The sequence below is a fragment of the Paenarthrobacter sp. Z7-10 genome (assembly GCF_026932795.1).
Classification (GTDB): domain Bacteria; phylum Actinomycetota; class Actinomycetes; order Actinomycetales; family Micrococcaceae; genus Arthrobacter_M.
In genome coordinates, this window is sequence record NZ_JADPVH010000005.1 from 28275 (window position 1) to 43434 (window position 15160).

Consider the following 15160-nt stretch of genomic DNA (forward strand, 5'->3'; position numbering starts at 1 on the left):
TTCAGCGCAGCGTCAGCTGCTGAAACCGCTGCCCAAGTCGTAGTCATCCAGCGGGATGGCGTGGAACTCGGGTGCCAGGTCGCCGCCAACTCCGGTGTAATCGAAGTCGCTGAACGCGCTCGGGCCGGTGAACAGGTTGGCCTTCGCTTCCTCGGTGGGCTCCACCTTGACGTTGGTGTAGCGCGGCAGGCCGGTCCCGGCGGGGATCAGCTTACCGATGATCACGTTCTCCTTCAGGCCCAGCAGCGGATCGCTCTTGCCTTCCATGGCCGCCTGCGTCAGGACGCGGGTGGTCTCCTGGAAGGATGCTGCGGACAGCCAGGACTCGGTCGCCAACGATGCCTTGGTAATACCCATCAGCTCGTTCCGGCCCGACGCCGGCGTCTTGCCCTCGGACACCACACGGCGGTTTTCTGCCTCGAAGCGTCCACGCTCGGCCAGCTCGCCCGGCAGCAAATTGGACTCGCCGGATTCGATGACCGTGACGCGGCGCAGCATCTGGCGGACGATGACCTCGACATGCTTGTCGTGGATCCCCACACCCTGGCTGCGGTAAACGCGCTGGACTTCCTCCACCAGGTGTTTCTGTGCCGCACGCGGGCCCAGGATACGCAGCACCTGCTTGGGGTCAACTGCACCCACAACCAGCTTCTGACCGACCTCCACCCGGTCGCCGTCGGCCACCAGCAGGCGGGCACGGCGCAGAATCGGGTAAGCGATCTCCTCGGTACCATCATCCGGCGTGAGGATCAGGCGCATCTGACGCTCGGTCTCCTCGAAGGTGATCCGGCCGGCCGCTTCCGCGATCGGCGCAACACCCTTGGGAGTACGGGCCTCGAAGAGCTCCTGGATACGCGGCAGACCCTGCGTGATGTCCTCGCCACGGCTGGCGGAAACGGCACCACCGGTGTGGAAGGTACGCATCGTCAGCTGGGTTCCGGGCTCACCGATGGACTGAGCGGCAATGATGCCCACAGCCTCGCCGATGTCCACGGTCTTACCCGTCGCCAACGAGCGGCCGTAGCACAGCGCGCAGGTTCCGACGGCGGACTCACAGGTGAGCACGGAGCGGACCTTGATCTCGGTGACGCCAGCGGCAAACAGTTCGCCGATCAGCACATCGCCAACATCGGCACCGGATTCGGCCAGCACCTTGCCCGTGGAGTCAACCACTTCGGTGGCCAAGGTCCGGGCGTAGACGCTGTTCTCGACTTCCTCGTGCAGCGTCAGTTCACCGTTCGCGTCAGCCACAGCGATTGGCAGCGTCAAGCCGCGCTCGGTGCCGCAGTCGTCCTCGCGGACAATGACGTCCTGCGAGACATCCACCAGGCGCCGGGTCAGGTAACCCGAGTTGGCGGTACGCAGCGCGGTATCGGCCAGACCCTTACGTGCACCGTGCGTGGCGATGAAGTATTCCAGCACCGACAGGCCCTCGCGGTAGGAGGACTTGATCGGGCGCGGAATAATCTCGCCCTTGGGGTTCGCCACCAGGCCGCGGATACCGGCAATCTGGCGGACCTGCATCCAGTTACCACGTGCACCCGAGGACACCATCCGGTTGATGGTGTTGGAGGCGGACATGGACTTGCGCATGGCATCGGCGACGTCGTTGGTGGCCTGATTCCAGATGTCGATCAGTTCCTGGCGGCGCTCATCGTCCGCAATCAGGCCCTTCTCGAACTGGGACTGCACCTTGGCTGCCTTGGCCTCATACCCCTCGAGGATGGCCGGCTTTTCCTTCGGCACCTCGATGTCGGAGATGGCCACTGTCACACCGGAACGCGTGGCCCAGTAGAAACCGGCATCCTTGAGGTTGTCCAGCGTTGCCGCCACCACAACCTTCGGGTACCGCTCGGCCAGGTCGTTGACGATGGTGGACAGCTCGCCCTTGTCGGCGACGTTCTCCACCCACGGGTAGTCCTCGGGCAGGGTCTCGTTGAAGATGACCTGTCCCAGCGACGTCTCGACCAGTGCCGGTGTGCCCGGCTCCCAGCCTTCCGGAGCTTCCCAGCCCGCGTACGGAATGAAGTCGTCGAGGCGGATCCGCACCTTCGAGTTCAGGTGCAGCACACCGGCGTCGTGGGCCATGATGGCTTCGGCCGGAGTGGAGAAGACCCGTCCTTCACCGGCGGAGCCGACGCGCTTGGTGGTCAGGTGGTACAGACCGATGATCATATCCTGCGACGGCAGGGTGACCGGGCGGCCGTCCGAGGGCTTGAGGATGTTGTTCGAGGAGAGCATCAGGATGCGGGCCTCGGCCTGCGCCTCCGGAGAGAGCGGCAGGTGAACGGCCATCTGGTCGCCGTCGAAGTCGGCGTTGAACGCGCCACAGACCAGCGGGTGCAGCTGAATGGCCTTACCTTCCACCAACTGCGGCTCGAAGGCCTGGATGCCCAACCGGTGCAGGGTTGGTGCGCGGTTCAGCAGCACCGGGTGCTCGGTGATGATCTCTTCGAGCACATCCCAGACCTGCGGGCGGAAACGCTCCACCATCCGCTTGGCGCTCTTGATGTTCTGCGCGTGGTTGAGGTCAACCAGGCGCTTCATCACGAACGGCTTGAACAGCTCCAGCGCCATCTGCTTGGGCAGGCCACACTGGTGCAGCTTCAGCTGCGGACCAACCACAATGACGGAACGGCCCGAATAGTCAACGCGCTTGCCGAGCAGGTTCTGGCGGAACCGGCCCTGCTTGCCCTTGAGCATGTCGGAGAGCGACTTCAGCGGACGGTTGCCCGGTCCAGTGACCGGACGTCCACGGCGGCCGTTGTCGAAGAGGCTGTCCACAGCCTCCTGCAGCATCCGCTTCTCATTGTTGACGATGATTTCCGGCGCGCCCAGATCCAGCAGCCGCTTGAGGCGGTTGTTGCGGTTGATCACGCGGCGGTACAGGTCGTTCAGGTCGGACGTGGCGAAACGGCCGCCGTCGAGCTGGACCATCGGACGCAGTTCCGGCGGGATCACCGGAACGGCACCAAGGACCATGCCGAGCGGGGAGTTGTTCGTGGTGAGGAACGCGTTGACAACCTTCAGGCGCTTCAGGGCACGCGTCTTGCGCTGGCCCTTGCCGTTCTGGATGATGTCACGCAGCAGCTCGCCCTCGGCCTGCATGTCGAAGGTTTCCAGCCGCTTCTTGATCGCCTCGGCACCCATCGAGCCCTCGAAGTACAGGCCGTAGCGGTCCCGCAGCTCGCGGTACAACGCCTCGTCGCCTTCCAGATCGGCAACCTTGAGGTTCTTGAACCGGTCCCAGACCTGCTCCAGCCGGTCGATGTCCGCATCCGCACGCTTGCGGATGTTGGCCATCTGACGGTCAGCGGAGTCGCGGGCCTTTTTCTTCTCGGCGGCCTTGGCGCCCTCGCCCTCCAGGCGGGCAAGCTCGCCTTCCAGATCGCGGGCCACGGTGGCGATATCCGAGTCACGCGTATCGACGAGCTGCTTCTTTTCCAGGTCATGCTCGGCCTGCAGGTTCGGCAGCTCAGCGTGGCGCGCCTCGGTGTCGACGCTGGTGATCATGTAGGCGGCGAAGTAAATAACCTTTTCCAGGTCCTTCGGCGCGAGGTCCAGCAGGTAGCCCAATCGGGACGGGACACCTTTGAAGTACCAGATGTGGGTGACGGGTGCGGCTAGCTCGATATGGCCCATCCGCTCGCGGCGCACCTTGGCGCGGGTGACCTCGACGCCACAGCGCTCACAGATGATGCCCTTGAAGCGCACGCGCTTGTACTTGCCGCAGTAGCACTCCCAGTCCCGGGACGGGCCGAAGATCTTCTCGCAGAAGAGGCCGTCCTTCTCGGGCTTGAGCGTGCGGTAGTTGATGGTTTCCGGCTTCTTTACTTCGCCGTGCGACCAGTCGCGGATGTCTTCCGCGGTGGCGAGGCCGATTTGCATGAGGCCGAAGGAGGATTCGCTGGACATATGGTCCCTGTTCTCTCTTGTTCTCTAAATCTAAAGTCTGTTCGGGATACGGATGGAAGTACGACGACGGCGGCCGCCCGGTCCGGGATCGGGGGAAGGCGTGCGCCAAGCGGCGAAGGCCGCTCAGCGGCCAAAGTCGCCTTCGGCACGCCGTCCCGAGCCCGGACCGGGCTCGGCTGGGTCGCTAGACTTCTTCGACGGAGTTCGGCTCGGCCCGTGAGAGGTCGATGCCCAGCTCCTCCGCGGCCCGGAAGACTTCTTCATCCGAGTCACGCATCTCAATCGTGGTGCCGTCGGTGGAAAGCACTTCCACGTTCAGGCACAGCGACTGCATTTCCTTGATCAGCACCTTGAAGGATTCGGGGATGCCCGGCTCCGGAATGTTCTCGCCCTTGACGATGGCCTCGTAGACCTTTACGCGGCCGTGAATGTCATCCGACTTGATCGTCAGCAACTCCTGCAGCGTGTAGGCGGCGCCATAGGCCTCCAGGGCCCACACTTCCATCTCACCGAAGCGCTGGCCGCCAAACTGGGCCTTACCACCAAGCGGCTGCTGGGTGATCATGGAGTACGGACCGGTGGAACGGGCGTGAATCTTGTCGTCCACCAGGTGGTGGAGCTTGAGGATGTACATGTAGCCCACGGAAATCGGGTCCGGGAACTGCTCTCCGGAGCGGCCGTCGAACAGCACGGTCTTTCCGGAGGAGTTGATCAGCCGTTCGCCGTCGCGAGTCACATTCGTGGAGTCCAGCAGACCGGTGATTTCCTCTTCGCGCGCACCGTCGAACACCGGCGTGGCAACCGTCGTCGAGCCGGATTCCCGCGGGAGGTTCGGCAGGTTCTTGACCCACTCCGGCTCCCCCTCGATCTTCCAGCCGGTCTTGGCGACCCAGCCGAGGTGTGTTTCCAGCACCTGGCCGACGTTCATTCGACCGGGCACGCCCAGCGGGTTCAAAACGATGTCCACCGGAGTACCGTCGGCCAGGAATGGCATGTCCTCGATCGGCAGGATCTTGGAGATGACACCCTTGTTTCCATGCCGGCCGGCCAGTTTGTCACCATCGGTGATCTTGCGCTTGTTGGCCACGTAGATGCGCACCAGCTGGTTGACGCCCGGGGGCAGTTCGTCGTCGGAATCCCGGTCGAAGACGCGGACCCCAATAACGGTTCCGGACTCACCGTGCGGAACCTTCAGTGAGGTGTCGCGGACCTCGCGGCTCTTCTCTCCGAAGATGGCGCGCAGCAGGCGCTCCTCCGGGGTCAGCTCGGTCTCGCCCTTGGGCGTGACCTTTCCAACCAGCACGTCCCCGGCCTCTACCTCGGCACCGATGTGGATGATGCCGCGCTCGTCCAGTCCGGCGAGGATTTCCTCCGAGACGTTCGGGATATCGCGGGTGATCTCCTCGGCGCCCAACTTGGTGTCGCGGGCATCGATCTCGTGCTCTTCGATGTGGATCGAGGAGAGCACATCCTCGGCAACGATGCGCTGCGAGAGGATGATCGCGTCCTCGTAGTTATGCCCTTCCCAGGACATGAACGCCACCAGCAGGTTCTTGCCCAAGGCAAGCTCACCCTGGTCGGTGGAGGGACCGTCGGCAATAATCCCGCCAACCTCCAGGCGCTGTCCGTCTGAAACGAGGACGCGCTGGTTGTAGGCGGTGCCCTGGTTGGAGCGGTTGTACTTGGCGATCGGGTAATGCGTCTCGGTGCCGTCGTCGTTGAGCATCAGGACCAGGTCGGCCGAGACCTCTGAAACCACGCCTGCCTTTTTGGCAATGACGACGTCGCCGGCGTCCACGGCTGCGGCGCGCTCCATGCCGGTGCCCACAAACGGGGCTTCGGAACGGACCAGCGGCACGGCCTGGCGCTGCATGTTCGCACCCATCAGGGCGCGGTTTGCGTCGTCGTGCTCCAGAAACGGGATCAGAGCCGTGGCGACCGAAACCATCTGGCGCGGGGAAACGTCCATGTACTCGACGTCGCGGGCCGGAATCAACACCGGCTCGCCGCCGCCGCCGCGCTGGCGGACCAGAACCATTTCTTCGGCGAAGTGGCTGTCTTCGGTCAGCGGCGCGTTGGCCTGGGCGATGACAACTTCCACCTCGTCGTCGGCCGTGAGGTAGTCGACGTCATCCGTCACATGGCCGTTGTTGACCTTCCGGTACGGCGTTTCGATGAAACCGAAGGGGTTGATTCGACCGTAGGACGCCAATGAACCGATCAGGCCAATGTTGGGCCCTTCCGGAGTTTCAATGGGGCACATGCGGCCGTAGTGCGACGGGTGAACGTCACGGACCTCCATGCCGGCACGGTCGCGGGAGAGACCACCCGGGCCCAGCGCGGACAGACGGCGTTTGTGCGTCAGGCCGGCCAGCGGGTTGTTCTGGTCCATGAACTGGGACAGCTGCGAGGTGCCGAAGAATTCCTTGATGGCGGCCACCACGGGACGGATGTTAATCAGGGTCTGCGGCGTGATCGCCTCGACGTCCTGGGTGGTCATCCGCTCGCGGACAACACGCTCCATCCGGGACAGACCGGTGCGGACCTGGTTTTCGATCAGTTCGCCGACGGCGCGGATGCGGCGGTTGCCGAAGTGGTCGATGTCGTCGGTCTCAACCCGGAGCTCGTGATCCACTCCGTTGCGCTTGCCCGTCAGGGTTTTTCCACCGGCGTGCAGGGTGACCAGGAACTTGATCATCGCAACGATGTCATCGATGTCCAGCACGGAAGCGTCGTCGGCGTTGAGCGCCTTGTCGATGCCAAGCTTGCGGTTGATCTTGTAGCGGCCAACCTTGGCCAGGTCATAGCGCTTCGGGTTGAAGTACAGGTTGTGCAGCAGAGCATCGGCGGCTTCCACTGTGGGCGGCTCGCCCGGGCGCAGCTTGCGGTAGATGTCCAGCAGCGCGTCCTCGCGGCCTTCGGCCGTGTCCTTGTCCAGCGTGGCGCGGATCGAGTCAAACTCGCCGAACTCTTCGAGGATCTGGCCCTCGGTCCAGCCCAGCGCCTTCAGCAGCACTGTGACCGACTGCTTGCGCTTGCGGTCCAGGCGGACTCCCACCTGGTCGCGCTTGTCGATCTCGAGCTCAAACCAGGCGCCGCGGGACGGAATGATTTTGGCGGTGAAAATGTCTTTGTCACTGGTTTTGTCCGCAGTGCGCTCAAAATAGGCGCCGGGAGAACGCACCAGCTGCGAGACCACGACACGCTCGGTGCCGTTGACCACGAAGGTGCCCTTGTCCGTCATCAGCGGGAAATCGCCCATGAACACCGTCTGCTGCTTGATCTCACCGGTGTTGTTGTTCATGAACTCGGCCTTGACGTACAACGGGGCCGCGTAGGTGGCGTCGCGGTCCTTGCACTCGGCGGTGGTGTACTTCGGGTCAGCGAACTCCGGCTCGGAGAAGGACAGGGACATGGTGCCCTGGAAGTCCTCGATCGGGGAGATCTCCTCGAAGATGTCGGCCAGACCGGAAGTCGTGGCAACGCTTTGGTCCCCGGCTTCGGCTGCCTTATTCATGCGGGAGCGCCAACGCTCGTTGCCGACCAACCAGTCAAAGCTCTCAGTCTGGAGCGCGAGCAGGTTCGGAACGTCCAGCGGCTCGTGAATTTTCGCAAATGAGAGCCGGCGTGTTGCACCATCGGTGCTGTCGGTGTTGATAGCGGTTGCAGCGCTGTTTGCATTAGAGCTGTTTACATTAGAGGTGCTCGAGGCGACCAAGAGGGATCCTTCCACAGACCAACAGGCTTGTCCTGCGACTCTCCAACCAAATCCGGCACGTTCGAAGAGAACGCACAGAACGCCAAAATGGGCAACTGCACTCGGCGAATGCAGCTGATTCCGTGGCGAAGCCCACCGCTATATGAAGGCTGAAGGTTAATAGAGAAGACGCAAAGTTCTACAATACGGCACGGCGATCCACATGTCCAGTTCAGACTTGACGCAGCCGCGCCACGGGTGTATCACGGGCCGTCATGCCCCGGGGCGGAGGAGTCCGCGCCCATTGCCCCGCGTCACGAAAAGGCGGCAGCTCCGGACCAGGCTCAGCTCATCCCGAGCCCAGCAACGGCCCGGCGCGCCGGAAACCTGATTGGTGCTTGCTTATGCTGAGCCAAAATGTTAGTCATACCGTGTGGGCGCAATCACAGCAAGCCTGGCGGATCGAGAACGAACCGCTGGCCACGCCGGAGACGAAGGTAATCAACATGCCGAACGAACCAGCAGCAACGGATCTGTCCGAACCGGATCTCAGTACCACCGGCGCGAAGTCCTGGGCCGCGGGCGTCCTAGGCGTCACTCATTCAATGGTGCCGGCGGTGAAGGAGATGGGCCTCACCCGCAGCCTGAAGTTGCTGGGCTCGATGAACCAAAAAGACGGTTTCGACTGCATGAGCTGCGCCTGGCCCGACCCCTCCCACCGCAAACTGGCCGAGTTCTGCGAGAACGGCGCGAAAGCCGTGACATGGGAAGCGACCCCGCTCACTGTCCCTCCCAATTTTTGGGCCGAACATTCCATCAGTGACCTCCTGACCCGTTCCGAATACTGGCTCGGGATGCAGGGCCGGCTGGTGGAGCCCGTCCACAAGCCGGCCGGGGAAGACCATTATCGGCCGATCAGCTGGGACGAAGCGTTTTCGGTGATAGCCCGAAAACTGAATGGGCTCGCCTCCCCCGACCAGGCTGCGTTCTACACCAGTGGTCGTACCGCCAATGAAACGGCCTTCATCTACCAGCTGTTTGTCCGCGCTTTCGGCACCAACAATCTGCCGGATTGCTCGAACATGTGCCACGAGTCCACCGGACTGGCGATGAGCCAGACCATTGGAATCGGCAAGTCGACCATCGCCTACGAGGATTTTGCCAAGGCGGACCTGGTGATCATTATGGGCCAGAACACGGGCACCAACCATCCCCGGATGCTGACTGCCCTTGAGGACGCCAAGCGTGCCGGTGCCGAGATTGTCGCCGTCAACCCGCTGCCGGAGGCTGGCTTGATGCGGTACAAAAATCCGCAGCGCGTCAACGGTGTGCTCGGAAAGGGTACGATCTGGCGGATCAGTTCCTGCAGATCCGCCTCGGTGGCGACATGGCACTTATGCAGGCCGTTTCCAAACGTGTCCTCGACGCCGAAGCGGCAAACCCCGGCACCGTGCTGGACCACGACTTCCTGGATCGACACTGCCAAGGCCTCGCGGAATTGAAGGACCACCTCGCCGGCCTGAACGAAGAGGCGGTGCTGGATGCGACAGGATTGACAGTGGCTGAGATTGATGAGCTCGCCGCGCGGTACCTGAAAGCGGACAAGGTCATCATCACTTGGGCCATGGGACTGACCCAGCACAAAAAGGCCGTTCGGGCGATCAAGGAAATCATCAATCTGCTGCTGCTGCGGGGCAATATCGGCAAACCAGGTGCCGGAGCCTCCCCGATCCGCGGGCACAGCAACGTCCAGGGAGATCGGACGATGGGGATCTGGGAGAAGATGCCCCCCGCGTTCCTGGATGCGCTGGCGAAGGAATTCAGCTTCGAGCCCCCGCGCGAACACGGTGTGGACAGTGTCCAGGCAGTTCGGGGCATGCGCGACGGCAGCATCAAGGCGTGGTTTGCCCTGGGCGGCAACATGGTGGCGGCGATTTCCGACACGGCGGCAGCGGAAGCCGCCGTTCAAAAGACCGAAATGACAGTGCAGGTGTCGACGAAACTGAACCGCTCGCACGCCGTGATCGGCGCAGAAGCCCTGATCCTGCCAACCATGGGCCGGACGGAAATCGATGTCCAGGCCGGCGGACCACAGTTTGTCTCGGTCGAGGACTCGGTCTGCGCCGTTCACTCCTCGCGCGGGCGCGTCGCGCCCGTCTCCTCAAACCTGCTCTCGGAAGTGGCTATCGTCAGCCGGTTGGCGCGCGCCGTCCTGGGTGCCAAAGTCGATGTTGACTGGGCCGGCTTCGAGCGGAACTACGACGCGATCCGCGACCACATCTCCCATGTAGTGAAGGGCTGCGAGGACTACAATTCCAAGATCCGAAGGGATGGCGGCTTCATCCTGCCACATGGACCGCGGGACTCCAGAACCTTCCCGACGGCGACGGGCAAGGCAATGCTGACGGTCAACGAACTTGAGCACATCCCTTGTCCGCCGGGGCGGCTGCTGCTGCAGACCATGCGCTCACACGACCAGTTCAACACAACGATCTACAGCCTCAACGACCGGTACCGCGGCATCAAGAAGGGTCGGCGCGTGGTCTTCATCCATCCGGACGACCTCACCGAGCTTGGCTTATCCGACGGCCAGTCAGTGGATGTGTACAGCGAATTCCCCGGCGGACCAGACCGTGTCCTGAGGAGCTTCCGGGCGGTGTCCTACCCCACCACCAAGGGATGCGCCGCCGCCTATTTCCCCGAGGCCAACGTCCTGGTGCCACTTGAGAGCACCGCGGAAGGCAGCAACACGCCTGCTTCCAAGTCGGTGCTGATCAGGGTAGTGCCCGCGGGCGCTCCGGCAGCCGCCGCGGCAGGCGAGGCGGTTGCCGTCAGCACGGTGTGACCCCCGATTGCCAGGACAGTTTTACCGCATGGACCTTGCACCACCACCGCCCCCCTCCCGCAGGGACTGGGCGCCTACAGAGAGGCAATACAATGTCCGAACAATCCGGAGCTGGGGCACCGTCCGCGATGGGCAGCGGAGGTGGCGGCAGGGTTTCCACGCACGGGAGATGGTGGATAGTAGTCGCGGCGCTGCTGCTGCAGTTTTCCATCGGAGCCGTTTATGCCTGGAGTGTGTTCAGCACGGCGTTGAAAAAACCCACCGCCATGCATCTGACCAATCCCGAGGCGTCGCTGCCCTTCACCGTCACGATTGGCATGATCTTCATCGGCACTTATCTCGGCGGCCGCATCCAGGACAAGGTGGGCCCACGGCCCGTGGCTCTGACTGGAGGGATTATTTACGGCGTGGGCTGCATGGTTGCCTCCTTCGCACACAGCCATGACCAGTTGTGGCTGCTGGTGCTTGGCTACGGCGTGATCAGTGGTTTCGGTCTGGGCTTTGCCTACATTGTGCCCATTGCGATGCTGCAGAAGTGGTTCCCGGACAAGCGTGGCCTGATCACCGGTCTCGCCGTGGCCGGGTTCGGTTTCGGGGCAGTGCTTACCGCCCCGGTGGCGCAGTGGCTGATCGCCATGCATCCCACGACGCCGGGCTGGGCCTTCCTGCCGCTGGGCATCGGCTATCTGGTGCTGTCCCTGATCGGTGCCTCGTTCTTCCGCAATCCACCGGCCGGCTACACGGTGCCCGGATGGGTTCCCGCCTCGACCGGACGTGTCCGGGACAGCTATAAGGAGTACACCGAAAAGGAAGCGCTCCGCACGCCTCAGTGGTATCTGCTCACCGCAGTGCTGACACTTAATGTCACAGTGGGCATCGCGCTGATCGGACAGGCCAATTCCAGCGCCATCGACATTGCCGGCTACAGCGTGGCCGGGGCCGCGGCACTCGTGGGAGTGCTGGCCCTGTTCAACGGTGGCGGCCGGATCTTCTGGGCCTGGGTGTCCAACCGCACCGGACGGATGGGCGCCTTCGCCTTGATGCTGGGGCTTCAGGGCGTCTGCTTGCTGATCCTCCCGCACGTCGGCAACGCGGCGCTGTTCTTCGTCCTCGCCGCCATCATCTACCTGTGTTATGGCGGAGGCTTCGGCACCATGCCGGCCACCGCCGGAGACTTCTTTGGGGTCAAGCACGCCGGTGCCATCTACGGACTGATGATCCTTGGCTGGAGCTTGGGTGGGCTGATTGGGCCACCGATCATAGCGGCGCTGATTGGAACGGAAAAGAACTACACTCTGGGCTACACCGTCATCGGAATCATTGCGTTGGTTTCCCTGATCGTTCCGGCAATCACCAAGATGCCCCGCGCTGCATCCGACGCCGGAAACGTTCCGCCAGCCTCCGCCGTCGGCGATGCCAAAGGTACGAAGGGCGTGACCGCCGTCTGACCATGTCCTGAATTGGTCGGATCGGCCTGTGTGGTCCGCAGCAGATACGCTGCGGACCACACTGCTCTCCGGCTGGGGAAATACAACTCCGCGTTGAACTGTTAGGTTTTAAAACCGTGGCGCGTCAAAGAGGATCTGCGCCAGCTCCCAGGAAAGAGAAGCACAGCATGAGCGCAGAACCGACGGCAAAGCCAACCGCCCCATCAGGAACCGCTTCAGTGCCGGCTCCACAAGCCAACGATGTCGTCATCCTGGCCGCAGCCCGCACGCCCCAAGGCCGGCTGAACGGGCAGCTCGCCGGCTTCACCGCCGTCGAGCTGGGCTCCAAGGCCATCGCTGCGGCACTGGACCGCTCGTCCGTGTCCGCCTCCGAGGTGGATCAAGTGATCATGGGCCAGGTGCTCCAGGCCGGCGCCGGCCAAAATCCGGCGCGTCAAAGCTCCATTGCCGCCGGCATTGGCTGGGACGTTCCGGCTGTCACCATCAACAAGGTTTGCCTGTCCGGCTTGACCGCAGTGATCGACGCCGCCCGGATGATCCGCAGCGGGGACGCAACGGTTGTGGTGGCCGGTGGACAGGAATCCATGACGCGTGCCCCGCACGTGCTCCCCGGTTCCCGGCAGGGCTGGACCTACGGTGCCATCCAGGCACTCGATGTTGCGGCTCACGATGGCCTGACGGACGCGTTCGACGGCGATTCCATGGGCCTTTCGACGGAGCGGCACAACGTGACACTTGGCATCGACCGCACCGCGCAGGATACCGTGGCCGAGGCCTCGCACCGGCGCGCCGCGGCCGCCATGGAAGCCGGCCTGATCGACGTCGAGATCGCTCCCGTGAGCGTTCCGCAGCGCAAGGGTGAACCGGTGGTGCTGACCGCCGACGAAGGCGTGCGGCCACAGACCACACTCGAGACGCTCGCACCGCTGCGCTCGGCCTTCGCCACGGACGGGACCATCACCGCCGGCAACTCCTCACCGCTCAGCGACGGCGCCTCAGCACTGGTCCTGACCTCGCGCGGCTATGCCGAGGAACATGGTCTTTCGTGGCTTGCGGTCGTCGGGGCGTCAGGGCAGGTGGCCGGTCCGGACAACTCGCTGCATTCACAACCATCACACGCAATCCAGCAGGCGCTTGCCAAGGCCGGCTGGAGCAGCTCGGATTTGGACTTCATCGAAATCAACGAGGCGTTCGGCTCGGTAGCCGTCCAATCCCTCAAGGACCTGGACATGGACTTGGAGAAATGCAATATCCACGGCGGTGCCATCGCCTTGGGCCATCCGATCGGGGCCTCCGGAGCCCGGTTGGCGCTGCACGCCGCGCACGAACTCAACCGGCGCGGAACCGGCAAGGCTGCGGTGTCATTATGCGGCGGCGGCGGCCAGGGCGAAGCCCTGCTGCTCTACCGGGACTGAGCGTTTTGGTGCAGCCGGCCCCGCTCTCGGGCACCGGACGGGTCCGGGCCGACGCGGCAGCCCGGGCTCTCGCGGTGGACATTTTTCCGCGCAGGCCGGCCGGAAGCCTGGCCGAAGCGGCGGCCGTGCTGGGCATCAGGGAAGCGGATATCGTCAAATCTTTGGTGGTCAAACGCCAGGACGGTGCCTTCCTGTTCGCCTTGATCCCCGGCGACCGCCAGATCTCCTGGCCAAAGCTGCGGGCCGCGGTCGGCGTCAATAAACTGGCCCTGCCCTCCCCCGAAGTGGCCCTCGCAGCCACCGGCTACGAGCGGGGAACCATCACGCCGCTGGGAAGCACAACCGCCTGGCCGGTCTACGCGGATGCGGCGATGACCGGGCAACGGGTGGCGATGGGTGCCGGCGAACATGGCTTCAGCTTGTTCGTGGACGCCGATGACCTGCTCAGTTCCCTGAACGCCACTGTCACGGACATCTCGGCCCCCTCCGCAGCGCCGCCAGCCACTTCGTAAGTCCCGGACCCACTTCACCCAAGCCCCGGCGTCGGCCCCACCCTATTCCAAACCTCACCATCGGCCCCACCTCCCAAGTAGGTAGCAGCTGATGCACTCATAAGCGCGAATGAGTGCATCTGCTGTCACTCAGTTGGGAGAGGGGCGGACGCCTGGTCGGGAGAGGGGCGGACACAAAGAAGCCCCGCACCAATTGGTGCGGGGCTTCTTTGCTGGTGCAGGGAGTTACTTGAGGGTAACGGTTGCGCCGGCTTCTTCCAGCGAAGCCTTGGCCTTTTCGGCAGCTTCCTTGGTGGCGCCTTCGAGGACGGCCTTCGGAGCGGAGTCGACGACGTCCTTGGCTTCCTTCAGTCCGAGGGAGGTCAGGGCGCGCACCTCCTTGATGACGGCAATCTTCTTGTCGCCGGCAGCTTCGAGGATAACGTCGAAGGAATCCTTCTCCACCTCTTCGGCAGCTTCGCCGGCAGCCGGTCCTGCAACTGCAACGGCAGCAGCGGTGACCTCGAAGGTCTCCTCGAACTGCTTGACGAACTCGGAGAGTTCGATGATGGTCAGTTCCTTGAAAGCTTCAATGAGCTCGTCGTTGGTGAGCTTAGCCATGGATGGCGCTCCTTCTGTTTTTAGGCCTGTGCGGCCGGGTCTATAACCTGAGTCCTCATGGAGCCCAGGATGGAACCAGGGAGGTTTCCCTGTTAGGACTAGGCCTCGGTGGTCTCAGCTGCAGCAGCGGGAGCCTCGGCAGCGGCCGGGGCCTCTTCCGCAGGAGCTTCGACGGCCGGAGCCTCGGTGCCTTCGGCCAGCTTCATGCGCAGAGCGTCGATGCTGCGGGCAGCGGCGGCGATCGGAGCCTTCAGAATGCCGGCAACCCGGGCCAACTGCAGTTCGCGCGACTCGAGGGCGGCCAATGCGGCAACCTCGGCTGCGTTCAGGGACTTACCTTCGAAGTAACCGGTCTTGATGACCAGCGCCTTGTTGGTTTTTGCAAAATCCGTCAGGCTCTTAGCTGCCGCAACAGCGTCACCCCTGATGAACGCAATTGCAGTGGGGCCGGAGAGGTGGCCTTCGAAAGCGCCAACACCAGCTTCCTTGGCCGCAATGGCAGTCAGGGTGTTCTTGACGACCGAGAATTTGTTCTCGCGGCCGAGAGAAACACGCAGCTCCTTGAGCTGCGCCACGGTGAGCCCACGGTATTCGGTTAGGACTGCAGCGGTGGATTCGTTGAAATCGGTGGTGATTTCCCCCACGGCTGCCACCTTGCTTGGCGTTGCCATAACCCTCCTTCCGGGAAATTAATGCCGGTCAGTTCGGGTCCCGTACAGGTTCGACGG

The 15160-nt window shown here is 63.4% G+C and carries 7 protein-coding genes and 1 pseudogene; 4 read left to right on the forward strand and 4 right to left on the reverse strand.

Annotation, left to right across the window (positions count from 1 at the left end; translation table 11 throughout):
* Positions 1 to 12: 12 nt before the first annotated feature.
* Positions 13 to 3915 (reverse strand): DNA-directed RNA polymerase subunit beta', encoded by a 3903-nt coding sequence (locus IV498_RS02685; RefSeq protein WP_269045008.1) that lies wholly within the window; start codon positions 3913 to 3915, stop codon positions 13 to 15.
* A 184-nt stretch (positions 3916 to 4099) separates the two neighbouring features.
* A complete protein-coding gene (gene rpoB / locus IV498_RS02690; protein ID WP_269045009.1) occupies positions 4100 to 7633 on the reverse strand; it encodes a DNA-directed RNA polymerase subunit beta in 3534 nt (1177 codons plus the stop codon).
* A gap of 485 nt (positions 7634 to 8118) precedes the next feature.
* Between rpoB and IV498_RS02695 the strand changes: the two are divergent.
* From IV498_RS02695 to IV498_RS02710, 4 genes and pseudogenes are all read left to right on the forward strand, one after another.
* Positions 8119 to 10457 (forward strand): annotated as a pseudogene (locus IV498_RS02695) (FdhF/YdeP family oxidoreductase).
* A 92-nt stretch (positions 10458 to 10549) separates the two neighbouring features.
* Positions 10550 to 11905, forward strand: a complete 1356-nt coding sequence (locus IV498_RS02700; RefSeq protein ID WP_269045010.1) for an L-lactate MFS transporter — start codon at positions 10550 to 10552, stop codon at positions 11903 to 11905.
* A gap of 167 nt (positions 11906 to 12072) precedes the next feature.
* Entirely contained in the window at positions 12073 to 13320 is a 1248-nt protein-coding gene (locus IV498_RS02705; RefSeq protein ID WP_269045011.1) for an acetyl-CoA C-acetyltransferase, read from the forward strand.
* Between the two features lie 8 nt (positions 13321 to 13328).
* On the forward strand, positions 13329 to 13832 hold the full coding sequence (locus IV498_RS02710) for an aminoacyl-tRNA deacylase (protein WP_269045012.1): 504 nt from the start codon (positions 13329 to 13331) through the stop codon (positions 13830 to 13832).
* Positions 13833 to 14057: 225 nt separating this feature from the next.
* Here IV498_RS02710 and rplL read toward each other — a convergent pair whose 3' ends face one another.
* Positions 14058 to 14432, reverse strand: a complete 375-nt coding sequence (rplL, locus tag IV498_RS02715) for a 50S ribosomal protein L7/L12 (RefSeq protein ID WP_269045013.1) — start codon at positions 14430 to 14432, stop codon at positions 14058 to 14060.
* A gap of 98 nt (positions 14433 to 14530) precedes the next feature.
* The gene (gene rplJ / locus IV498_RS02720) at positions 14531 to 15103 is read right to left on the reverse strand and encodes a 50S ribosomal protein L10 (RefSeq protein WP_269045014.1); all 573 of its coding nucleotides are present in this window, start codon (positions 15101 to 15103) and stop codon (positions 14531 to 14533) included.
* Between the last annotated feature and the right edge of the window lie 57 nt (positions 15104 to 15160).